The sequence below is a fragment of the Pantoea sp. SJZ147 genome (assembly GCF_007828605.1).
In the GTDB taxonomy this organism is placed as follows: Bacteria; Pseudomonadota; Gammaproteobacteria; order Enterobacterales; family Enterobacteriaceae; genus Pantoea; species Pantoea allii.
Map to the genome: position 1 here is coordinate 1 of NZ_VIVB01000015.1, position 22,560 is coordinate 22,560.

Sequence of the window (22,560 nt, forward strand, 5' to 3'; positions counted from 1 at the left end):
GTGAGAGTTCCATAAAAAAGGGTCCATGATGAACATGAACCCTTTTTACACCTGCCACTGGATCGGTCAACCGATCCTTAAATGATCGGCATTAGCCGCCTGGCTTACTTTTTTTGATGCGCGGCGTGGCGACGGCGATCCCAAACCAAGGCAAGCCATCAGCCTTAACATGGCGAATATATCGGCTGGCTGGCGAGCTGTTGTGTCTCCTTAATTCTCCTGCCACTTCACAGGCTAAAAAAAACAGGCCCGTCAGCAGGCCAGGCATTTTTGGCGATTTTCATCGTGCTTCTGTCCGTTGAAACACTAACTCGCATACTCTGTAGGGTTATATTTTTCGGGTTATCTGGCGTTTTATATCAGTATCAGAGAGGTTGTCTGGCGAAAATAATAAAGCAGGGCGGGCTACAATACGGAACCGACTTTTATTGTCAGCCTGCCCAGACGAAGACAGAACAGCAGATACCCTGCGAAGCCTTCTGGCATCGGCTCTGGCACGGTAAACCCTGGCCAGATCCTGTTTAAGATTATTCTATTTCGTGATGTTTATTAAAATTTAAAACTATAAATTTTTTATTTTTCATAAAGTTAAAAAATGCATCTCAAAGGTAAGATATTCAGGTGGATGGAATAATCCTGGGGCCGTCAGGAAATATTTTTGTCATCTGTCATGTCACCACTAAAATAAATGATATAGCCATAATTAATCTGTTATGTGAGGAGGAGAACGTGTTATTTCACGACGATGAGAAAGGTCATCTTATTCTTGGCGAAGCCGTGGTCAGCCTTGCTCTCGGTGACAGAGAAATAAGTATCGATACGCTTATCGCAGAACTAAACCAGATGGCGGAAGAGGAAACCCGAGACAGTAGGTTGGCGGAAATTTGTGATGCCCGCCACTGGCTGAAACAGTTCAGGCTGTCGCAGGTGCGTTCAGATTCAGGACTGCGTTGGCTGATGGCCGCGAGCCAGGACGAAAGCGGTAAGCCGCATGAAAATGTGATTCGTCTCAGGCCTGAAGAAGACGAAGACAGATAACGTGGTGAGCAAAGGTGTACAAAAGGGGCAACGATTTCACCTCGTCATGTACAAGATCGGCGTCAGGATGGATGCGGGGCGAAAAAGTTAAGGATCTGATACTCACGCAAGTGACTGTTATAAATGGCATAGCACTTTTTGCACCATTCAGCGTGCGGCGGGCACCCGGAATTCCTGTACAATTTTCCAGATGTTGTATAAGTTTAGTGACCAAGGCTTGGTTAGAGTTTACTCACTTTCACATCTGGAGGTTTAACATGCGTCAGAACGAAACTACGTCGAACACCGTACGTGATATTGCCCGTTATTTTGGCAACGACACGCAGCCTTCTGAAAAAGAAACACTGGGTCAGGTTATTCTTGAAATACTGCACGCCGGTAAGAGCCTGAATCGTAAGGCCATCTGCAGCTCGCTTATCCGTCGCCTCAGCCAGTCGACGGGCCCGCAGGAAGAGCAGCATTATCAAAAACTTATCGGCATGCTTTTTGACCGCTGAAATGAGTGCCGCGTTGCGTTAACCGATTACAACGTCCCGCAGCATTAATCTGAACGGCCAAAAAAGCAGGTCATTAGAGGCCTGAGCGTTTGAGGCTGGGTTGCCCGTTTTTAGAGGGCACAATGTCATCAGAGATGCGGGTATGCAGAAAGATAAACTTGAGAAACTCACCGAGATAGTGATGGGCGAGGCGGTGACTGCGCTACTGGACAGTAATGACAAAATCAGTGGTGCCACGCTCGCTAACAGACTGAAGTCTATGCTGGTAAATGAAGCAAATGCAGCACGGCGCGAGGCGATTGAGGTCGCGCTTGCTGAAGTGCGAAGTGAATTTGCTTCTGCGCGCGATCCGATGGAGTCTGCCGTTCTGGCATTTGGTCAGAGCGTTTCTGACAGTCGCCGCAAGCATTGATGATGGCTGATCCCTTCTCATAAAAAACCTGTTACTTACCCAAGAGTAGTTTCAATAAAGACTACTCAGGACAAGCACATCCCCACTTCGTCCAACTGGCGAGGGTTATGATGTGTTCACCCTAAACTGAGACTGATAAGAAGACTCATCATGCAGAACAACATCGACATTCAGCAAAGCACGACTGAAGTGGAAATTATGCGCCTCTTTCGCAGTGCGGGCGACAAACTTCAGGCTGAAAGTGCAGTGCTGGATGCAGTGATTCGTAATATTGTCATCCACGGGCAAAAAGTCACCAGCAAAGCCATTATTATCAGTTTAATCGCCGAACTGGAGTGTACAGAAGACGTTGTACAACTGGATGTGCTTCGTAGCTGTCTGGAGATCGTGGTAGGGCGGACACCTTCAGACGAACAGCCATAAACGCCTTTCACCGCAGGGAAGACCTACGTGAAACAGCGATGTTGAGAGCCGGGTTTGCGACAGTGACTGCCCGGCATCCCCAGTAGGTAAGGGCAGTAATTAAAAATCAGTGAAGCTGTTTTGAGAGCAAGCGAATCGCCTCCTGGCACGCTCTCTTTTCATCGTGCTCTGTGCTTTGCTCACTGAAGTTGTGCAGCGAACGCAGTATATCCTGCAGATGGACTTCGCCATCCGGTTTAAGCAGACGGGCGACTATCCTGCCAATAACGGTGTAGATATCTTCAGATGCGGTGTCGTCGCTCATCTGACCTCTGTCAGCCAGAGAAGGGGCTGCTGGGTTAGCGCTGTAATCATGTTGGTAACGTTAATGGCATCTGATCGGGCGCACGACGCACGACGGCTAAAAGGGGCATCCGTCGCGTCGCGCAAGACTTAGTGAAGGTGATGAAGGTGAGTGACGTTGGTTTCAACGGAACTGTTGTTTTCAGACTGATGGGAAAACATTTCTACGCGTATCTCCTCCATGGCCCGCAAGGCTGCACGAAGCCTGACTTCATCCTGCTCCGTATCCAGAAACTGCTGCAGCCTCTCAAGGAGAATGCTCCACGAAATAGCCGCATCCTCATTCAGTAGCTGCGTCACCATCTCACCGATGATGATATCCGTCATTTTTTCGTCAAAAACGTTATTCATATTCTCCCCGAATGGCGATTCTGAGACCGCAAGGTTAGCACAGGTTAGCCCGGCGGATAGGTGCTCAGCATCAAAATGAGAATCCACCGACCCGACTGTGACGACGCCGTTCCCCTGATGTTAATGCGCGGCAGGCTCACCGTTGACTGGTCTTGTGTTTTTTACGGCCAACAGAATAAGTTTCTTTCGGTTATCATTCAATTCATCATCTGTGCGATTTGCGTATTTCTGTCGATAAAATTTGCCCGGACTCTGCCGGGCAATGGTAAGCAAATCGCCCGCGCGTGGGTAAAACGCGGGCGGCAGTGTACAGAGAGACGCCTTTAAGCCGTACGGAATACAGACACCATATCGCGCAAATCACCGGCTCGTTTTGCCAGTTCATCCGCAGAAGAGGCTGACTGTTCAACCAGAACGGCGTTTTGCTGTGTCACCTGATCCATCTGATTGACCGCAATATTAATCTGGCTCACGCCGCTGCTTTGCTCTTCAGAAGACGATGAAATATCGCGGATCAACTGGGAGGTTTGTTCAATCGCCTCAACACTTTGTTTCACTTTGCTGCCTGCGTCCTGCGCCAGCGTTAAACCTTCATTCGATTGCACAACGGACTGCTCGATCAAGCCTTTAATCTCTTTCGCTGCGCTGGCAGAACGCTGTGCAAGCGCCCGCACCTCAGCGGCGACGACGGCAAAACCTTTGCCCAGTTCGCCCGCGCGCGCGGCTTCAACAGCCGCGTTGAGCGCCAGGATATTTGTCTGGAAGGCAATACTGTCGATCACCGATGTGATTTCTTCGATTTGTCCTGAACTGCTGCGAATTTTCTGCATTGTCGCCATAACCGAGGTCATCGCTTCGCCGCTCTTCAGGGCAGCGCTGGTTGCGGATACCGCCATATCAGACGCGTAGCGCGTGTTATCCGCATTTTGCTTAATGATGGAAGAAAGCTGTTCCATGCTGGCGGCCGTTTCTGCCAGTGAAGCCGCCTGTTCTTCAGTGCGGGAAGAAAGATCGTTATTACCCATCGCAATTTCTTCAGAGGAATGTGCAATGGTTGACGCGTTATTTTTGATATTCGACACCAGATGAGAAAGACGCTGCTGCATTTGTGCCAGCGCATTCAGTAATTCAGCAATCTCATTTTTACCCGACACGGTTATCGCAGTTGTTAAATCACCCGCCGCCACTTTACTGGCAAGCGAAACGGCTTCTTTAACCGGGCGGGTAACGGAACGACTAATCATCACCGCCACAAATATTGCCAGTAACGCAACGGCCAGCAGTGCGGCCAACAAGATATATTGTGACTGACGACGCTGATCGATTTGGTCGTTAAGTGTTTTGCCCAGTTGCAGGCTCAGTTTAACGCCAAGATCGTTATAGGTGTTGATGGCCTGGGTAAACGCTTTTACATACTCTACTGGGGTAATTTGAACATTTTTTGCAATAAATACGCCATCGGCCATGTTAAGGACGTTCGCTGAACGCTGGTAAGCATCAACGGCGATTGGGCTGAATTCCGATTTTAAATCCGGCTCGACGGCAAACGCTTTATTCAACACGTTGCTGAATTTTTCCAGCGCCGCTTTGCCACCGTCAATCTGGTATTCCATAGCACCGCGTGCGGATTCTGCTGCTTTATCACCCGCCGCAATCACGGATGTCCCCGCGGCCCTGATGCGTCCGAGGGTTTCGGTTAACTCAGGCAATCTGCCATATATACTCATAATAAGTTGATAAGTATTCAGGTCTGCATCTAAAGAAAGGCCATACAGATCCAGAATATCTTGATTAGTGTCCAGTAAGTTCTGAATCACCTGAGCATGGCGTGACAGACTGGTGGCGAGTGTCAGTTTGCCAGACGACACGTCTTGCTGAAGCTGCGACCAGGCTGTTTTGACCTCATCAAAACGCTGGGTCGGCTGGGCATGAGTATCATACTGATGTAACTCAGCGGCGATTTTTGCCGTCTGCGCATCTATCTGAGCGGCAAGTTCCAGGCGTGGGGCGTTATCATATTTATTCAGTGAAATAGCAATAGCACTTTCAGCGCGGTGACGTTGAATCAGGTTAAGTAAAGTCAGGATCTCTTTTTCGACAGGTACGCCCTGCAGCTCTTGTTTCTTAGCATCGATGGCCTGATTACCCGTCTGGATAAATAAATAGGTTGGTAAGGCAAATAAAACCAAGGCAAAAATTCCCAGTATCAGAAATTTTGTCGGTAGACTGATTTTATCGAGAATATTTTTCATTTATTGAATTCCAGGTGAAATGGTGTCTTTTGATGAAGATCATCAAAAATTATTTTTTTAGTCTTTTTATAATCTGATACAAGAATGCATATTTATCATGGCTTTGCGTCTAAAAAAGCAGGCGTAATGTGCCTGTTTAAACACGCGGGGGAGATTCTACTTTCCATAGTGAAGAGTATTATAGAATGCGTCGTGTTATTTTCCATGATCGAAATGCACAATATTTTCTTTTGGATGGGGTTAAGCCAAATTAACGGTTTTTATCAGCGTTATTCTACTAATCATAAATAGGTATTGGGTTGGTGGTGATTTATAAATACGCTTGGCGATCTAAAAAATAAAAAATATTAAAGTTTTAATAAGCCGCGCCGATAATGCGCGCGTTTAATTACAGCGTGTATTTCAAGGTAATATTTATAAAGCATGCTAGCATGCGCCCACGCAAAAATTAAAGTGATAACACGTTACGTTCGTCTCTCTACCGTCAAAAGAGAGGCGTGACGCGCGGCTGGTACCCTGCGATCCCTTTACCTTGTGGGCCGACCCAACAATAACAACCTGTGCCATAACGCTCAGGTAAGATGATGCCGTGGGGTCAACAGAGCCTGCCGTTTTCATGTGCTGATGCGGGCTTATCTTCCTCTTTTGCTGGTACGACATCCTGCGGTGCTGAGGTGCTACCTGACCGTTCATACGCCACCGGCAGTGCAAATCGCGGTAATGAGCGCGGCAAACCGAACGATTATGCTGCAGAAATGAGTTTGATATTATTTTTTCTGCACTGAAAGCATGCGGGTAAACTATTTTTAATAAATTTGTTGTTTGTAAATATGTTTATTTATTACATCTTATTAGTTTATAAAATCACATCCGTCAAACTTTTTTATAAATTAAGAAAAAATCATAATTATCAGTGGGTTGTTATTCTATAATTATTATTAATGCTTTTTTTACTGGGGTTTTTTTTAATTTAACCGATACCTGTTTTTCACCATAAACAGGGACTCCAAATGAAAATCTCTACGCGCCTGACTATCAGCTTTGGGCTGTTAATTACGCTGTTTATTATATGCACATCGGTGGCCTACACTGGCCTGAATAATGCCCGTGACGGCATGGATGATGCCGTCAATGTCAAAATGAAGAAATACCGTCTGGGTATGGATATGTACGGTGGGTTACGCGATATGGCGGTGATTGTGCGTAACCTTGCACTACTCAACGAAGCCGATCAGATGCAAAAAGAATGGCAGCGCATCGTTACGCAAAAAGCCCGCTATATCGATAACCGGGAGCGGCTTGCCGCCATGGTCGCAAAAGATTCAACCCCGCAGGCCAGAGAAGCCTTCGATAAAATCGTGAGCAGCGAAGGCCCTGTTCTGGCGGCCCTGGAGCACGCGGGACAGCTGGGGTTGCAAAACAAACAGCAGGAATCGGTAACCTATCTCATTAAAACCGTCAGGCCGTTGCAGGGCCAGTTGCTGGACGCGTTAAAGGAGATGACCAATATTCAAATGGAGGACAGTGAGCAGTCGGTGGAAAGCACCAGTCAGAACGTCCGCAAAGCAACGTTGATTTTAATGATCCTTGCCTCGCTTTCCGTTGCGGTTTCCGTGGCGGCGGGCTTCATCATTACTCGCGTGTTAATGCGTCAGTTGGGCGGCGAACCCGCGCAGGCGCAGGCGCTGTCTGCCGCCATTGCCAGTGGTGATCTCACGGCCCCGGTCACCTTGCGCCATAATGATTCCACCAGCCTGCTGGCCTCACTGGCGAACATGCAAACCAGCCTGCGAAGCCTGGTTACGCAAATTAAAGAATCGGCGGGATCGGTAGCATCCGCCTCCGACGAAATTGCACAGGGCAATACTGAACTGTCATCACGCACCGAACAGCAGGCCGCCGCCCTGCAGGAAACGGCGGCCAGTATGGAGCAGCTTACCGCGACGGTGAAAAGTAACACCGCCAGCGCTCAACATACCGCTACCGTGGCCAGAGATGCAGCGATGCTGGCCCGCACCGGTGAGTCAGAAGTGCAGTTAATGTCCCACACCATGAATGAAATCGCGCTCAGCGCGACCAAAGTTCGCGACATCACGGGTGTGATTGAAAGCATCGCGTTTCAGACCAATATTTTGGCGTTAAACGCAGCGGTTGAAGCCGCCCGTGCCGGTGAAGAAGGGCGCGGGTTTGCCGTTGTTGCGGGCGAGGTCAGAACACTGGCGCAGCGCAGTGCCACCGCAGCAAAAGAGATCAAGGAACTTATCGAACGCGCCGTAGAGCAGGTGGACAGCGGCGTGCATGTGGCGGCGGGCACCGGAGAAAGCATATTAAAAGTCGTTGGCATGGTGAACGAGCTTGCGGGGGCAATGGACGAGATTTCAATGGCCTCGTCGGAGCAGATGCAGGGGATTTCTCAGGTCAGTATTGCCGTCAGTCAGATGGATGGCGTCACCCAGAACAACGCCGCGCTGGTTGAAGAGTCTTCATCTGCTTCGCAATCCCTGTCTGAACAGGCACATTCGTTACGTGGGATGGTTGAAGCCTTCAGGGTGTAGCTGCGCGTCAGAGCGGTTTGTCACCTCAGACTAACCGCTCACTCATGCCTTGCTTTGCCAATGAAAATGGCCCTGTGGCAGGCACTGTTTTCAACATTAATAAACATTATTTTTACAACGGCTTAGCGGGAATTTTACCTGCGGCTTACCCGTGTTTTTCCGGCGTTAAGGCAAATTTTGGCTTTCAGTGCGGGTGATTTTTTGTGTAGAGTATCTCCCTGAACGGGGCATTGCCTGACATGACTGATGGCAATGTGACTGCAGATCCTTGCTGCAGCCAGCCCATGCTGATAAGGAGTTTTTAATCGTTATGCGTATTACGCCACCCTGAGTTTTCCCCCTCCTTTGCCGTCCTGAACCTGTCCGGACGCGCATCACTAACATCCCGTCTGTGGATGTGATTCTGTCTGTCTGAAATCTGCCCTTATGGGTTAACTGCATCCAAAATTTGAGAAAATACTATGTTGCTGTCCTCGACGAGAAAGGACTGGCTGGGGAACGTCCGTGGTGACGTACTGGCCGGTATTGTTGTCGCGCTCGCGCTGATTCCTGAAGCGATCGCCTTTTCTGCCATCGCCGGTGTCGATCCCCAGGTCGGCCTCTATTCCGCATTCTGTATCCCGGTGGTTATCGCCTTTTTTGGCGGGCGTCCGGCGATGATTTCTTCGTCCACCGGTGCGATGGCGCTGCTTATGGTTACGCTGGTTAAAGAGCATGGGCTGGCGTATTTGCTGGCGGCGTCGTTGCTCACCGGCGTACTTCAGGTGATTGCGGGTTATTGTAAACTCGGAAACCTGATGCGCTATGTGTCGCGCTCGGTGGTAACGGGCTTCGTTAATGCGCTGGCCATTCTGATTTTTCTGGCCCAGTTGTCGGAACTCACCCATGTAAGCTGGCATGTTTATGCGCTCACCGCTGCGGGCCTGGCGATTATTTATCTGTATCCCCTGGTCGATAAAACCCTGCCTTCTCCGCTGATCTGTATTGTGATGCTGACTGCGGCCTCTCTGCTGCTGCATCTGGATGTCCGCACTGTAGGCGATATGGGCAAGCTGCCTGACAGCCTGCCGGTTTTTCTGCTGCCCGATGTGCCTTTTAACCTGAATACCTTGCTGATTATTTTGCCGTACTCCGCAGGCCTTGCCATCGTGGGATTACTGGAGTCGATGATGACGGCGACCATCATTGATGACATGACCGACACCACGGGCGACAAAAACCGGGAATGCAAAGGGCAGGGGATTGCCAACATTTGCACCTCTTTTATGGGCGGGATGGCCGGTTGCGCGATGATTGGTCAGTCGGTGATCAATGTAAAATCAGGCGGGCGCGGAAGGCTTTCCACGCTGACTGCCGGCATTACGTTGCTGGTGATGGTGGTGTTCCTGCGCCAGTGGGTCTCTCAGATCCCGATGGCGGCCCTGGTTGCGGTGATGATCATGGTTTCTGTCGGCACCTTTTCCTGGCGGTCGGTGGCGAATTTGCGCACCCATCCTCTCTCAAGCAGCGTGGTGATGATCGCCACCGTATTAGTGGTGGTCTTTACTCACAATCTTGCATTTGGCGTCATCGTGGGCGTGCTGATTGCGGCATTAAATTTTGCCACCAAAGTGGCGCGCTTTATGGCAGTCAGTTCAGTGCGAACAGGCGAGTGCCGTCACTATACCGTCACCGGGCAGGTGTTTTTCGCCTCCGCCGACCGCTTTGTCCGCTGTTTTGACGTTCAGGAGACGCTGGAAAAGGTGGTGATTGACGTCACCCATGCTCATTTCTGGGACATCACCTCTGTGAATGCGCTTGATCGCGTGGTGGTTAAATTTTGCCGCGCTGGGGCAGATGTAGACATTCGTGGCATGAACGCTGCGACACAAACCGTTGTCGATCGCTTTGGCGTACACGATAAACCCGAAGAAGTTGAAAAAGTCTTTGGCGGGCATTAACCGTTCCGGGCCTGATGCTCAGGCCCGCTCATCCTGACGCTTCTCGGCAAGCGCTATGTTGCATGAATGGAACCGGGTTAGCAGCATGCTGTTCACTATTATGGTCATATCAACGCCAGGGTTTGGTATTTCTCTACCGGAACAAGGCAGATATAACGGTAATGACCGAGCATCTGGACCATCTAGCGAAGCCGGGAGTCAACGTGCTAACCAAAAGACAAAAGGCGTTAATTAATCTTTTAGCTTCTCAGGGCGAATGGCGCTCGGCAACGGATATTGCCCAGACATTGAACGTTTCAGCCAGTACGTTGCGGCGCGACGTGGATGCGGTCAATCACTATTTTACCGACAAGGAGAGTCGTATCCTCAGTAAGCCCGGCCTGGGATTGTTACTGGAAAATGGTTTTGCTCTACCTGTGGATCTGCATGGGGAAGAGGTAAAAGGTTTGTTGAAGAATAAAAGGCTGGTAGCCATCACAACAGACCTGCTTACCTGTTCTCCATTACCGCTAACGCTGAGCGCCTTAGCGGAAAAATATTTTATCAGCCGCTCTTCCATCGTGGCGGATTTAAGAAAAATTGAGGTCTGGTTAACGCCCTTTTCACTGAGCATTACCCGAAGCCATAGCGGAACCTGTATTACCGGCAGCGATCGGGATATTCGTCTGGCGCTGAAAGAGATTATTACCTTCAGCGTGATGAGCGATTACCCTGTCGCCGACAGTCGCATCGATCGTTTTTCGCGTGTTCAGCTGGTGGAGGAATTTGGCAGTGACAATGTGGCCTGCTGTATTAACCTCATCACTTATATAGAAGAAGCGCTGCACTGCTCAATCAGCGAACCCTATTATACCAACCTGTTTTCCCATCTGCTGGTGACGATAAAAAGGGCGCTTAACGGCACGCCACCGACGCCGACGGATTCGGACATGACAGGTTATAACAATCAGGAATGGTCAGTCGCCCGGCAAGCGGTCAGATGGCTTGAGGAAAAATACGCGGTCTCCTTCGCGCCAGTAGAGGTGCATTACATTTATCAATATCTCATCTCGTCTGGTCGGCATCCGTTTAGCGCCGGTTTTCAACCCTCAACGCACTATGACGACGACGCCGTGAACTACGCCACTACCTTAACAACGCGGCTGTCTTCTTTATTAAAAAAGAATATTTGCAGCGACAGCGTGCTGCTTAATGCGTTGGTGTCACATGTGAAGCCCATGCTTAATCGTCTGGCCTACCGCATTGTTATTCACAACCCATTGCTGGATGAGATACGTAAAGAGTTTGCCGCGGTGTTTAACGTCGTCAAACAGGCCGCATTCCAGCTTAATCAACAGTGGGGGCTGCCAACGGCGTCCGATGATGAGATTGCCTATCTGACCATTTATATCCAGAACGCGTTAGAAAAGTGTCATGCGACGAAACGCGTCATGCTGGTGTGTTCCAGTGGCATTGGCACATCTCAGCTGCTTTCCAGCCGAATCAGCCGCGCCTTTCCGGAATGGGAGATCGTCGACATTGTGCCGGGTGCCCGTCTGAATGAGGCGATTAAGAAAGCCAGGTGCGACTTAATTATTTCGACCATCAGGCTTGAAGAGACTGAACATCCCGTTGCCTATGTTTCTGCCCTGTTTTCAAACAGAGACATTTTACGGGTGATGGAGTGCCTTAATAAAGACAGTCATGGTAACGGAGGAACGGATGCATAATAAAATCGTAGTGGCCGATCTGTTAAATCAGACCTGTGTATTTATGAATCTTGAGGCCAAAAATAAAGACGAGGTTATTGAGAAATTAACGGCAAGCCTGTGTGAATTAAATATTATCAGCAATAAAGACGGTTTTATTCACGATGTCATGCTACGTGAAGCATTAGGCTCCACCGGATTCGAAAATCAAATCGCGATTCCGCATGGGAAATCACCGTGGGTCAATGAAACCCGAATAGCGGTGGCCAAACTGGCCTCTCCCGTTGAGTGGGAAACCATGGACGATTCAGCCGTCAGGCTGGTGATTCTGTTTGCGGTGAAAGAAGCGGACAGCGGCGCCGGGCATATAAAACTGCTGGCGAAAATTTCTATTGCGCTTGGCGATGATGATGTCGTCGAGGCATTACTAAACGCAGAAACGAAAGAGGAGTTGTTTAATTTATTAGTCAATAACACCCAGGGGTAAGCCTTTCACCGGGAGAAAATAATGAATATTATTGCGATTACCGCCTGTCCCACAGGCGTAGCACACACCTATCTGGCGGAAGCCAATTTAAAAAAGAGCGCCGAGAAAAAAGGAATCACGATCCTTGTTGAAACACAGGGTGCCGTTGAGAGCGATTATATTTTTACGGAAGACGATATTAAACGTGCCGATATCGTTCTTATTGCCGCGGATAAAATGATTGATCGCTCCCGCTTTATCGGTAAAAGCATTATTACCGTATCGGTTACCCGCGCGGCCAGAGATGCCGCTGGGTTGCTGGACGATATTTTGTCGGGTGCCTTAACCGGAGAAATCTGCACTGTCACGCCACAAGACGCGACCTCACCGGGCAGGGAAAAAGACAAAAAAACGACCCTGTCGAGCATCTATGTACATCTGATCACAGGTGTAAACCTGATGATTCCTTTTGTTGTCGCGGGCGGTATTTTAATTGCTCTGAGTTTCTCTTTCGGTATTACCGCGGCAACGCCTGGCGATCCCCGCTATAACCCGATAGCAAAAATGCTGGCCGATATTGGCGGTGGTGCCGCCTTTGCGTTAATGCTGCCGATTCTTTCATTGGGTATCAGCAAGTCGATTAGCGGCAACATGGGCATTGTTTCGGGCGCGGTGGGCGGCATGTTGGCCATTCACACCGGATCGGGTTTTCTGGGTGCGTTACTGGCGGGCTTTATGGCCGGCTATATCACGCTGTTGGTGGTGAAGTACATTAACCTGCCCACCGCCATTGCCGGACTCAAACCCATCCTGATTGTGCCCCTGTTGAGCGTGTTCCTGACCGGTGCGCTGATGATTCTGGTGGTCGGCCAACCCATCAAGCTGCTGTTGCAGAGTCTGACCGCCTTCCTGACCGATATGGGAAATGCCAATGCGGCTATCTTCGGATTGCTTATCGGGATGATGGTGGCTTTCGATATGGGCGGGCCGCTAAACAAAACCGTCTGTATGTTCGCGATTGGTTTGATGTCGACGGGAATCTACGAGCCCATTGCGGCATGTATGGCCGCAGGCATGGTTCCTCCGTTGGGCATTGCCCTTGCCACCACGCTATTTAAAAAGAAATTCAGCCCTCAGGAGCGCGAAACCGGCAAGGTGACCTATGTGCTCGGCCTCTCTTTTATCACCGAAGGTGCCATTCCGTATGCGGTCGCTGATCCGCTACGCGTTATTCCTGCCATCGTTGCCGGCTCGGGACTGGCCGGGGCACTGTCGATGATGCTCGGTTGTGCTTCCCGCGCGCCCCACGGCGGGATCTTCGTGATGTTCATACCCAACGTCATTACGCACGTCACAGGCTATCTGTTTGCCATTCTCGCCGGTGCGCTGTTTACCGCACTGATCCTCAGAGTGATTAAGAAAGATCATCCGCAACATTTACCGCAGGAGTGAATTATGTTGATTAATATGAAAGCGTTACTGAAGGTGGCACAGGACAATCAATTTGGCGTCGGTGCCTTTAACATCGCCTCCGCTGAGTTTGCCCGGCTGGTGATTGAGGTGGCGGAATCCCTGCAATCTCCCGTCATCCTGGAAGTGCATCCCGAAGAGCACGCTTTTGTCGGTGACAGTTTTATCACCTATCTGAGAGAGCTGGCTGTTAACGCCTCTGTACCGGTGGTTATTCATCAGGATCACGGCCAGACGCTGGAGCATATCTTAACCGCCATCCGCACCGGCTATACCTCGGTGATGATCGATGCTTCCGGCCTGCCGTTTGAAGAGAATATCGCCCTGACGCGTGATATCACCGCCATTGCCCACAAAGTTAACGTCTCGGTAGAAGCCGAGCTGGGTACGATTGGGGTGGCAGAGGGGAGCGCGGAAGGGGGGCACAGTGAGATTCTTTACACCGATCCCGACCAGGCGGAGCGGTTTGCCAGAGAAACCGGGGTAGATACGCTTGCCGTGGCCATTGGCACCTCACATGGTTTGTATCCCGTCGGTAAACAGCCGGTACTGGATATTGACCGTCTTAAAGCCATCAGGCAGCGGCTGACGATTCCGCTGGTCCTGCACGGCGGCTCGGGTAACAAAGACAGCGAGGTCGCGGAGTCGATTAAGTATGGCGTGGGGAAAATCAATATCTCCAGCGATATGAAAAAGGCGTTTTACGTCGCGCTACAGGAAGAGTTGCAGTCAAACGGGCATGAGCCCAGCGCGCTGTACGTCCGTCCAATGGCGGCGGCCAAAGCCGTGGTGGAGCACAAGATGCGGCTTTTCTCTTCTGTGGGGAAAGCCGGGCTGTATTAACCGTTAACGCTTGTCGCTCTGGATGCGCACGCGGTGGTTAACACCTGTATTGCCCCAGGCGCAGCAAACGCAAGCGGTGATCAAGCAGCCGCTGCGCGGGCGGCTGTTCGTTCTGGCAGCCGTGAACGGATAGCTGTTTTTTATGGACGGGCGGCCCGCGTGGTGTCGCATTCTGTCGGCAACGCGTTGACAGTGATAAGACGTTGCAGGTCGCAATAAGCCGGTTTACTGAATCGTCAGAACGACGCGCCCAATAAGCCTGATGTCATCAATTCCGCAATCAAATGCCACGCCTATCCCGCTGACGTGCACTTTCCTGACCGGAATGCGCGTCAGCGTCCTGACGCTGGCGGTCCCTTCAATTTCAACCAACCAGACGCCGTCATGCATATCTTCAAAATCGGTATCAATGATGTATTGGGTGGTTTCCGCTAACAGTAAAAAAGCATTACGCGGCTCCTGCTTCAGCGGTGCGTATAACGCTTTATCCAGCATCACATAGCCCGCTTCCTCGATTTTTCCGCTGATTAGCTTTTTTCTAACCAGCGTCGGCGTATCAGGTTTGCTTTCCGAGAATTTTGAGCCTTTGCCCGTAATCAGCCACTGCAAATCTGCACCGGTTTCCATCACGCACTGTAAAACGATATCTGACGGAAAAACATCACGTTTATAGCGCGCAGACAGGCTACTTGCCGCAATTCCAAGGTGATCTGCAAGCTGCATTTTCATGGTAAAGCCATAGGCATCGACGACGCGATCCAGAGCTTCTGCGCTCGAGTTCGGAAATTTGAAATTAGTATAAACGCTCATTTTCATTGACACTTAGATTTAGTCTAAGTATCCTCCGGTTTAAGTTAGTCTTTGAATGATGTGACAGGGTGCGGCTGTATCTGATAACGAAGGATTTTGCCTGATGAGGCTCATTTTTACAATCATCATGCCAGAACCTTATCGCCACACTGAGACACAGGGTTAACGCAGTCAGGACAGGCTGAATGCCGCGTAAAAGGGCGTTTTACTCAGAAGAACCGCGCTCAGGCCGCTGTTGCAGCGGAAATGCGCAGTTTAAGAAGCGGGATGAATCGCGGTGAGCAGAACGCTGTCGTTTCGCTTAATGCTTAACAAACGTGATGGATGAGACAGGCGCGAAGCCGCCGCCCATCACAGGCGACAGTCACCTCGGCGATGACATTGATTTGTCATCAACAGCAGATGCAACGTTTATCGGAGGAGCCTATGAACCGCACCGTCCAGGTCATAAGTGAGTCACCTGCCGCTCTGAATGCTCAGGAGGCTTTCACAGCAGAACACTCCAGTCACGGCGAAAAAATGACGTTTGATGAGTTCCGTCAGCGCTGGCGGTTGCTGCGCGATAACAACCGAAACCCATCGCTTCGTTATTTCAATCATCAACATGACGACTTTAAATTTTGCGTATTAACCCTGGCTAACCGCGACTGTCCGGGCATGTTCAGGCGGGAGGAGATTGGCAAGCCCTTCCAGTATTTCGACCAGGCACGCCGTGAGCACATCATTATTGCGATGAACAAGCTGGCGCGCTGGGGAAACAGGTTGCCGCGTCAGTTCTCCACGGCGGACTGCTTTCTGTCTGAATAAATAAATCACCCACCACTCAATGACGTAAACCCGTCGGGCATCGCTTTGCCCAAAATCTGGAGAGAAACATGATGAATAGCGAGACACATTCAATGAACAACGTGAGCCACTTTACCCTGAACAAACTGCTCGATAACGAGCGTAAAGCCTGTGCATTGGCGGTGGCCAAGCGGTTAAGCGCCATGGCATCGCATATTACGCGGCAGACGTTAAACGGCATTGAAGCCGCAGAGCTGTTGCGATCTGAGGCTGAACGTTATGAAAACGAATCAGGTGAGATGCGCTGATGGCGGATGCGATTGATATTGCGCAGCAGCGCAGCGAAGAGATTCTGGCGGAGCATATTGCTCAGGTTACGCAACGTCCTGTGGCGATCGGTGCCTCGTTCTGTGAAGAGTGCGATGCGCCGATTCCTGAAGCGCGTCGTCGCGCGCTCCAGGGCGTAACCCGCTGCCTGCCTTGTCAGGAACTCAGCGAGTTAAGAACGCGCCTTCATTTCGGGCATGCACGATGATGTCGTTCGCTTACCCATGGAACGCCCCGCGGCTGGCAATCGCCAGCCCGTATCCTACCCATGACCAGCAGCAGCACCGCAATCGCCAGATAGCGGCGTGGCTGCAGGGTCAGAAAAGCCTTGCTGCCCAGGCCCGGATTGTGCAACTGGACGTCAAACGCCGTCTCGCCAGTCTGGAACAGCAGCAGGGCACAGCCCGGGCCAATGCTTACTTAGCAAAAACCTTTGTTGAGCGCACATTGCCACGCGTTGAGTCTGTGAACCGACGTTATCAACTGCCTGATATGCGGCCGGGCGTTGTCGCCCAGTTAGCCCGCAGCCTGTCCTGCCAGCAAGGCGCCGCCAGAGCCGCGGGCACGCTGTGGGAGCTGATGAAACGGTTTAATCGCCTGCCGGATATGTCCCGTGCCGACACCGATTTGCTGGCGGGCGATATCGCCCGTTTTATTCATGCCGAGCTGGTGCAACTGCATTCCCAGGCCAGCGCTGAAACCGATTACCGTTATACCCACCGTCTGTATATGACGGCGGCGGTGATTACCCGTGAACTAGGCCAGATGCCGCCGTTGTGGGAAACCGTCAGTGCCCGCGTATTCTGCCCTGAAGACGTGACCTCGGCCATTCTGCGTATGCAGGCGGAAAAATGGTGGAAAGGGCAACTGCGTCGAATCAGTGCCTTCTGGCGTGAACATCTGCATATCGCGCTGGCGAACGTCAACAAAAAGCACTCGCCTTACGCCAGTCCGATGGCGGTGGCGGAATGGCGCGAGCAGCGTCGGCGCACGCGTGATTTCCTTCAGGGGATGGATCTTGAAGATGAAGAGGGCAATCGCATCAGCCTGATCGAAAAATATGACGGCAGCGTCGCCAATCCGGCCATTCGCCGTGCTGAACTGATGACGCGCATCCGTGGCTTCGAAACGATTTGTCAGGAGATGGGCTTCCGGGCTGGCTTCTATACCTTAACCGCGCCGTCTTGCTATCACGCCACCTTACAGAGCGGCCACCGTAATCATAAATGGCAGGGGGCCAGCCCGGCAGAAACACAGCGCTATCTCTGCACGCTCTGGCAGAAAGTGCGCGCCAAACTGCACCGGGAAAATATCGGTATTTTTGGGTTGCGCGTTGCGGAGCCGCATCACGATGGCACGCCTCACTGGCACATGCTGATGTTTATGCGCCCTGAGCACGTCGCTCGCGTAGACGAGATCGTGCGCCATTACGCCTGCCAGCAGGACAGCGATGAACTGACCAGCACAAAGGCACGCAAAGCCCGGTTTCATGTGGAGGCGATCGATCCGGCGAAAGGGAGCGCGACCGGTTACGTTGCCAAATACGTCTCCAAGAATATTGATGGCTATGCGCTGGACGGCGAGCTGGATAACGAGAGCGGTAAACCCCTGAAGGAGACGGCGATGGCGGTGTCAGCATGGGCGGCGCGCTGGCACATCCGTCAGTTTCAGTTTATCGGTGGCGCGCCCGTAACGGTTTATCGTGAGCTGCGTCGTCTGGCAGACAGTGACACCGCGCATGGCCTGAGCGTGGAATTTGCGGCGGTGCATGATGCGGCTGACGCCGGTCAATGGGCGGAATATATTCATGCACAGGGCGGTCCCTTTGTGAAACGCGATGCGCTTGCGGTGCGCACCTGGTATCAGCCCGCCGAAATCTGCAATGCCTTTGGTGAAGAAACCCAGTCAATTAAGGGCGTGTATGCCACGGCTGTCGGCGTCGAAACGCCCATTTTGACCCGGCTGAAAACCTGGAAGCTGGTGCCCAAACGTGCTGAAGAAGAGGACGGCGAAAAATCGCATTCCGCGTTGTTGTCTTGGAGTTCTGTTAATAACTGTACGGACCCCGCAGACCGCCTCTTCTTCCGTCGCCCGTTATCTGAGGCGCCGCGCACAGACGACCGGCGTGGAGAGAAAAAAGGAGGAGGGCACCCCTGGCTAAGCTGTCGGTCCACGTCTGCACCTGTCAGCGGCACGCGTTTACTCAGTAACGGAAGCGATGCTTTACCGGCGGTTCAGCCATTGTGCAGGATCTTGCCTCAGCCGGGACCTGACGAAAAAAGAGGGGTGAAAATTCCGTAGAATTACGGGGTAAATGAAGAAAATCTATTGATTTTTCTTACGCTTCTGGCAGGAGCAGGCACCAACCTGTCTGCCAGGTGGTCGGATAAAAGTTGATTCCTATCAACACGATATAATTTTTTACGAACTATCTTAAAACGCTTCCACAGTTAATGAATGCTATGCTACTGTATGTATGTACAGTGTTTATTTTGGGGGAGGGAATTGTGGGAAATGAATTACATGAGCGAGTCATGCTTGAACGCGTTGAACTTATCGCCAGGCTCACCAGCGAAGGAGCCTGCCGGGAACGAGACAGGGAAATAGCGTTAAATTTGATCGCCGAAATCGCTGCTAACTACACCCTTTCCGATAACCACTTTTCTGTTGTCTTCTCGGCTACGCCTTTAAAAAAATAATGACGGCGACGTTTTCACTGTGACATCAGCAGGGTTGCCCGTCGCCTGAGCCATCTCAACGGAAGAGAGGGTTCAGGCGCGGGCAACCGCCACGCCGGCCTGGAATGCTCCACCGTGCAACGCCCTTTTCATACCCGGTACTGTCGCCCACAGAAAAGCCATCTTGCCCGGCCGTTTGCCTTTATGCGCTGCCTCATCCATTGACTGCTGCCGCTCCTTCTTCGCGTTCGCCAGTTCCCTGTCGCTCTGCTTTTTTGTTACCGATTTGCCCTGCCTTTTATCACGGCGACTTTCCTCTGCCTGTTGAACGCATTCGATCGTTGCGGGTCATCGCTCATGTGTTCACCGCATCCCGGCCTTTTTCCGCCTTTCAGCTGGGTTATCCAGCCATTCCCTCCACGTCCTGCCCACCCAGCCTTGAGCGGACGGCCTTGCGTTGAGCAAGCGTCTGCCGAAGCACACACTACTCCTGACAAGTGCCGGCGACGGCAGGCGTGAAAAACCGTACAGGCCGCGCTGAGCAAATCCCCCACGTTTATGGCACCGCTCGGGTTATCCGGTAGTGGCATTTATCGGGCGTTTTGTGGCCTGACGATTCAATGCTGAAGACAGGTTTTCGCAGACCCGATCGGGCCTTTGAAGCCCGGCACCGCCTACAGCGGATGCGCTTGATTTATCACCCATTCGACCACGGCTTTTACGCTCATAAGGGGCCAATCAATGCTGATTTACGCACGACAGGAAGACACCGTCGATGAGATCTGCTGGCGTTACTACGGACGCACGCAGCAGGCGGTTGAACAGGTTTATGCCGCCAATCCCGGCCTGGCAGAAAACGGCCCAACGTTACCGCACGGATGCAAGGTGGTGTTACCGGAGCTGCCTCAGGCGGCCACCGGTGAAACCCTCAATCTGTGGGATTAGTGCCAATGGAAAAAATCAGTTCTCTGATTAATTACCTCATCGGGATTGTCCTGATGTGGTTTGGTCGTCACACACCGCAGGATATCGCCTTTATGGTTGGCTCTGGCGTCGCCGTTTTGACCATGTGCACCAATGTCGCGACGTTTTTTATCAACTGGTACTACCGTCGCAAAACCTTCGAGCTACAACAGCGCAACCTAAAGGGGTTAAGTTTTGAGCCAGACCGCTAAGCGTTGTGCGGTCGCGGCCGTGCTGGCCATGGCCGCGTTGGTACCGCAAATCAAGATGCTGAAAACCTCTGACGCTGGCCTGAGGCTGATTGCCGATGCAGAAGGCTGCCGCACCTCGCCTTATCAATGCAGCGCTGGCGTCTGGACCAACGGGATTGGTCATACGCAGGGCGTTACCCCGACCAGCGTGGTGAACGAGCGCCAGGCTGCAGTGAATCTGGTGTATGACGTCATGCGCGTTGAGCGCGGCATCGACCAGTGCATGACGCGTGAAATGCCGCCCCAGGTCTACGACGCGGTGGTGTCATTTGGTTTTAACGTGGGCGTCCGCGCGGCCTGTAACTCAACGCTGGCGGGATTGATCAACAGCGGGCGCTGGCACGACGCCTGTCTGCAGCTTAAGCGGTGGGTATATGTCAAAGGGACTTACAGCCCGGGCCTGAATAACCGCCGCCAGCGTGAAATGGCCTGGTGTTTACAAGGAGCAGCATGATGCGACTGGTTGCAGCGGTGATCGCTCTGTTGCTTAGCGCCCTGGTGTTAACGGGCTGGCGGCTCAGCGTCATGACTCATCAACGGGATGAGGCACAGCACAGGGTCAGTACGTTAACCGCCGACATTAGCCGGCGGGACACCGCACTGGCTCAGCTCAATGCAGATATGCAAGCCACCCGAAAACGTGAGGCGGCGTTGCGTCTGCAACAAAACCAGGCCAGCGCGCAGGCGCTTCATCGAGAAACAACCATCAGAAGAGAAACCGATGCCAATCCCGCTTTACGTGCCTGGAGCGCTGCTGCTTTGCCTGCTGACGTTATCCGGCTGCACAGCCGTCCCGCCTTCAGCAATGCCCGAGATTATCTGGACTGGTTGTCCACGCGTGACAAGTTGCCCCATTCCGGAGAACAACCTGCAAACGCAGGGTGATTTGGCGGCGGATAACCGCCAGTTAGAGGCTGCGCTCGCATCATGCGGGTTGCAGGTAGAGATGATTAAAGCGTGCCAGGAGCAGCATGATGTTGAAAGTGACCCAACTACGCCAGGTGCTGATAAACAGCGTTCCGCTGCTACAGCAAAATCCTGACAACCTGAATATAGCGATTCAGTCCGGAAACCTGGTTTCCACCTTAGCCAGCTCGCTGTCGTTTGAATACCACTTCCAGCTGGCTGTCACCATTACGCACTACGCCGATGATATCGATCTGATCATGGTTCCGCTGCTGACATGGCTTCGGGAAAATCAGCCCGACATCATGGTTTCTGATGAGAAACGTCGCACCGGCTTTACCTTCACTCTCGATGCGATGGAAGAAGGGCGTAACAGGGTGAATATCACTCTGCAACTGACCGAACGCGTCTGGGTTGAGCAGCAGAATGACGCGTTACACATCACTCATTTGCCGGAACCTGCGCTGCCAGAAAATGTAGAGCGGCCCTGGCAGCTCTATATCAAAGGCAAGCTGGTCAGTGAATGGACGTCATAGCGCCAACCGTTATCAGCTGACGCGCTGTTTAGTCATCTTTGAGCAAACGGCATTCGATTGCTGCTTTTCTCTCGCAACGTGAAACTAACGCCATGAATGAGCAAATATTAGAAATCAAGCGCTTGCTGCGCAATATGGTCCGCATTGGCACCGTCGCCGCCATCAATCTGGAGGAGGGAACCTGCCGGGTAAAAACCGGAGACAACACCACCAACTGGCTGCACTGGCTGAGTGCCCGGGCGGGAAGAACCCGTTCGTGGAATGCACCCTCGGTGGGCGAGCAGGTGTTGATCATGAGTCTGGGTGGCGAGCTGAACAGCGGCTTTGTGTTACCCGGCGTGTTCTCTGACGCCAGCCCGGCACCCTCGGCCTCGGCAGATGCGCTGCACTATTCCTTTCCCGATGGCGCGGTCATTGAGTATGAGCCTGCAACCGGCGCCCTGAAAGCCGAAGGGATTCAGACGGCGACCATTAAAGCGGCCGTCAAAATCCTGCTGGATACGCCAGAGGTGGAGTGCACCACGTTACTTAAAACCGCCACGCTGGAAGTCACACAGGGCGGCACCATGAAGGGCGATGTGTCGCACAGCGGCGGCAGCTTCGCCTCTAACGGCAAAGTGCTGCATACGCATCAACATCCGGGCGACAGCGGTGGTACCACAGGAGCGCCATTATGACGACAGCACGCTACACCGGCATGAGCCGCGAAACGGGCATGACGCTGGTTGAACTTGAACATGTCCGCCAGTCTGTGCGTGACATTCTGACGACGCCGCTGGGATCGCGGGTGATGCGCCGTAACTACGGTTCACTGCTGTCGGCGCTGATCGACCAGCCGCAGAACGACCGGCTGCGCCTGCAAATCATGTCGGCCTGTTATATGGCGATTCTGCAGTGGGAGCCGCGCATCAGCCTGACTGCCATTAATTTTGAATCTGCGTTTGACGGCGGGATGGTGGTGGAAATCACCGGCAACCGTGCGGACACCGCGCAGGATTTTTCGTTAACCGTCCCTGTGAGTTGAAT

Annotated in this window: 27 protein-coding genes; 23 read left to right on the forward strand and 4 right to left on the reverse strand. The window is 52.1% G+C overall.

The genetic code is table 11. The features are described 5' to 3' along the window. Positions 1-729 precede the first annotated feature (729 nt). From FBY13_RS19650 to FBY13_RS19665, 4 genes are all read left to right on the forward strand, one after another. Positions 730-1,038, forward strand: coding sequence for a hypothetical protein (locus FBY13_RS19650; protein WP_063881032.1), 309 nt, complete (start codon positions 730-732; stop codon positions 1,036-1,038). Positions 1,039-1,295: 257 nt separating this feature from the next. Next, positions 1,296-1,535: a regulatory protein YcgZ gene (ycgZ, locus tag FBY13_RS19655; RefSeq protein WP_063877316.1), complete on the forward strand. Its 240-nt coding sequence runs from the start codon at positions 1,296-1,298 to the stop codon at positions 1,533-1,535. Between the two features lie 142 nt (positions 1,536-1,677). Continuing rightward, on the forward strand, positions 1,678-1,947 hold the full coding sequence (locus FBY13_RS19660; RefSeq protein WP_063877315.1) for a hypothetical protein: 270 nt from the start codon (positions 1,678-1,680) through the stop codon (positions 1,945-1,947). 150 nt (positions 1,948-2,097) lie between these two features. Then, the gene (locus FBY13_RS19665; protein WP_063877314.1) at positions 2,098-2,370 is read left to right on the forward strand and encodes a biofilm development regulator YmgB/AriR family protein; all 273 of its coding nucleotides are present in this window, start codon (positions 2,098-2,100) and stop codon (positions 2,368-2,370) included. Between the two features lie 106 nt (positions 2,371-2,476). On the opposite strand, the gene FBY13_RS19670 is transcribed toward FBY13_RS19665, so the two are convergent. The 3 genes from FBY13_RS19670 to FBY13_RS19680 all read right to left on the reverse strand — a co-directional run bounded on the left by FBY13_RS19670 (position 2,477) and on the right by FBY13_RS19680 (position 5,315). After that, positions 2,477-2,674 (reverse strand): hypothetical protein, encoded by a 198-nt coding sequence (locus FBY13_RS19670; RefSeq protein WP_109716871.1) that lies wholly within the window; start codon positions 2,672-2,674, stop codon positions 2,477-2,479. Between the two features lie 128 nt (positions 2,675-2,802). After that, a complete protein-coding gene (locus tag FBY13_RS19675) occupies positions 2,803-3,063 on the reverse strand; it encodes a hypothetical protein (protein ID WP_063877312.1) in 261 nt (86 codons plus the stop codon). Between the two features lie 323 nt (positions 3,064-3,386). After that, the gene (locus tag FBY13_RS19680; protein ID WP_145394939.1) at positions 3,387-5,315 is read right to left on the reverse strand and encodes a methyl-accepting chemotaxis protein; all 1,929 of its coding nucleotides are present in this window, start codon (positions 5,313-5,315) and stop codon (positions 3,387-3,389) included. Between the two features lie 1,010 nt (positions 5,316-6,325). Between FBY13_RS19680 and FBY13_RS19685 the strand changes: the two genes are divergently transcribed. The 6 genes from FBY13_RS19685 to FBY13_RS19710 all read left to right on the forward strand — a co-directional run bounded on the left by FBY13_RS19685 (position 6,326) and on the right by FBY13_RS19710 (position 14,277). Further along, entirely contained in the window at positions 6,326-7,870 is a 1,545-nt protein-coding gene (locus tag FBY13_RS19685) for a methyl-accepting chemotaxis protein (RefSeq protein WP_145394940.1), read from the forward strand. Positions 7,871-8,331: 461 nt separating this feature from the next. Beyond that, positions 8,332-9,810 carry a SulP family inorganic anion transporter gene (locus tag FBY13_RS19690; protein WP_145394941.1) on the forward strand — a complete coding sequence of 493 codons (1,479 nt, stop codon included), beginning with the start codon at positions 8,332-8,334 and terminating at the stop codon, positions 9,808-9,810. A 203-nt stretch (positions 9,811-10,013) separates the two neighbouring features. Continuing rightward, complete coding sequence (locus tag FBY13_RS19695; protein WP_253851870.1) at positions 10,014-11,519, forward strand: transcription antiterminator; 1,506 nt, start codon at positions 10,014-10,016, stop codon at positions 11,517-11,519. Continuing rightward, the gene (locus tag FBY13_RS19700) at positions 11,512-11,985 is read left to right on the forward strand and encodes a PTS sugar transporter subunit IIA (RefSeq protein WP_145394942.1); all 474 of its coding nucleotides are present in this window, start codon (positions 11,512-11,514) and stop codon (positions 11,983-11,985) included. Before FBY13_RS19695 ends, FBY13_RS19700 begins: the two co-directional genes overlap by 8 nt. A 21-nt stretch (positions 11,986-12,006) precedes the next feature. Beyond that, positions 12,007-13,416 carry a PTS fructose transporter subunit IIC gene (locus tag FBY13_RS19705; protein WP_063877306.1) on the forward strand — a complete coding sequence of 470 codons (1,410 nt, stop codon included), beginning with the start codon at positions 12,007-12,009 and terminating at the stop codon, positions 13,414-13,416. Positions 13,417-13,419: 3 nt separating this feature from the next. After that, positions 13,420-14,277 carry a ketose-bisphosphate aldolase gene (locus FBY13_RS19710; protein ID WP_063877305.1) on the forward strand — a complete coding sequence of 286 codons (858 nt, stop codon included), beginning with the start codon at positions 13,420-13,422 and terminating at the stop codon, positions 14,275-14,277. A gap of 225 nt (positions 14,278-14,502) precedes the next feature. Here the strand turns inward: FBY13_RS19710 and FBY13_RS19715 are convergent, their stop codons facing one another. After that, the gene (locus FBY13_RS19715; protein WP_063881031.1) at positions 14,503-15,087 is read right to left on the reverse strand and encodes a phage repressor protein CI; all 585 of its coding nucleotides are present in this window, start codon (positions 15,085-15,087) and stop codon (positions 14,503-14,505) included. 426 nt (positions 15,088-15,513) lie between these two features. Between FBY13_RS19715 and FBY13_RS19720 the strand changes: the two genes are divergently transcribed. The 13 genes from FBY13_RS19720 (at position 15,514) to FBY13_RS19775 (ending at position 22,558) form a co-directional block, all read left to right on the forward strand. Then, positions 15,514-15,894, forward strand: coding sequence for a hypothetical protein (locus tag FBY13_RS19720; RefSeq protein ID WP_145394943.1), 381 nt, complete (start codon positions 15,514-15,516; stop codon positions 15,892-15,894). 68 nt (positions 15,895-15,962) lie between these two features. Continuing rightward, positions 15,963-16,181, forward strand: coding sequence for a DUF2732 family protein (locus tag FBY13_RS19725; RefSeq protein WP_063877303.1), 219 nt, complete (start codon positions 15,963-15,965; stop codon positions 16,179-16,181). Then, positions 16,181-16,408, forward strand: coding sequence for a TraR/DksA family transcriptional regulator (locus FBY13_RS19730; RefSeq protein ID WP_096011190.1), 228 nt, complete (start codon positions 16,181-16,183; stop codon positions 16,406-16,408). The genes FBY13_RS19725 and FBY13_RS19730 overlap by 1 nt, the downstream gene beginning before the upstream one ends. After that, positions 16,405-18,501, forward strand: coding sequence for a replication endonuclease (locus FBY13_RS19735; RefSeq protein ID WP_255474511.1), 2,097 nt, complete (start codon positions 16,405-16,407; stop codon positions 18,499-18,501). The genes FBY13_RS19730 and FBY13_RS19735 overlap by 4 nt, the downstream gene beginning before the upstream one ends. A 206-nt stretch (positions 18,502-18,707) precedes the next feature. Next, positions 18,708-18,899, forward strand: coding sequence for a hypothetical protein (locus FBY13_RS19740; protein ID WP_063881030.1), 192 nt, complete (start codon positions 18,708-18,710; stop codon positions 18,897-18,899). Positions 18,900-19,619: 720 nt separating this feature from the next. Further along, positions 19,620-19,823 carry a tail protein X gene (locus FBY13_RS19745; RefSeq protein ID WP_063877299.1) on the forward strand — a complete coding sequence of 68 codons (204 nt, stop codon included), beginning with the start codon at positions 19,620-19,622 and terminating at the stop codon, positions 19,821-19,823. 5 nt (positions 19,824-19,828) lie between these two features. Beyond that, a complete protein-coding gene (locus FBY13_RS19750) occupies positions 19,829-20,053 on the forward strand; it encodes an HP1 family phage holin (protein WP_096011187.1) in 225 nt (74 codons plus the stop codon). Beyond that, a complete protein-coding gene (locus FBY13_RS19755; protein ID WP_145394944.1) occupies positions 20,037-20,546 on the forward strand; it encodes a lysozyme in 510 nt (169 codons plus the stop codon). The genes FBY13_RS19750 and FBY13_RS19755 overlap by 17 nt, the downstream gene beginning before the upstream one ends. After that, positions 20,543-20,977 (forward strand): Rz-like lysis system protein LysB, encoded by a 435-nt coding sequence (lysB, locus tag FBY13_RS23790; RefSeq protein ID WP_145394945.1) that lies wholly within the window; start codon positions 20,543-20,545, stop codon positions 20,975-20,977. Before FBY13_RS19755 ends, lysB begins: the two co-directional genes overlap by 4 nt. After that, positions 20,859-21,134: an Rz1-like lysis system protein LysC gene (lysC, locus tag FBY13_RS23595; RefSeq protein WP_241568272.1), complete on the forward strand. Its 276-nt coding sequence runs from the start codon at positions 20,859-20,861 to the stop codon at positions 21,132-21,134. The genes lysB and lysC overlap by 119 nt, the downstream gene beginning before the upstream one ends. After that, positions 21,064-21,534 carry a phage tail protein gene (locus FBY13_RS19765; protein WP_145394946.1) on the forward strand — a complete coding sequence of 157 codons (471 nt, stop codon included), beginning with the start codon at positions 21,064-21,066 and terminating at the stop codon, positions 21,532-21,534. The genes lysC and FBY13_RS19765 overlap by 71 nt, the downstream gene beginning before the upstream one ends. A 92-nt stretch (positions 21,535-21,626) precedes the next feature. Next, a complete protein-coding gene (locus FBY13_RS19770; RefSeq protein ID WP_145394947.1) occupies positions 21,627-22,211 on the forward strand; it encodes a phage baseplate assembly protein V in 585 nt (194 codons plus the stop codon). Further along, entirely contained in the window at positions 22,208-22,558 is a 351-nt protein-coding gene (locus FBY13_RS19775) for a GPW/gp25 family protein (protein WP_063877293.1), read from the forward strand. Before FBY13_RS19770 ends, FBY13_RS19775 begins: the two co-directional genes overlap by 4 nt. Positions 22,559-22,560 lie beyond the last annotated feature (2 nt).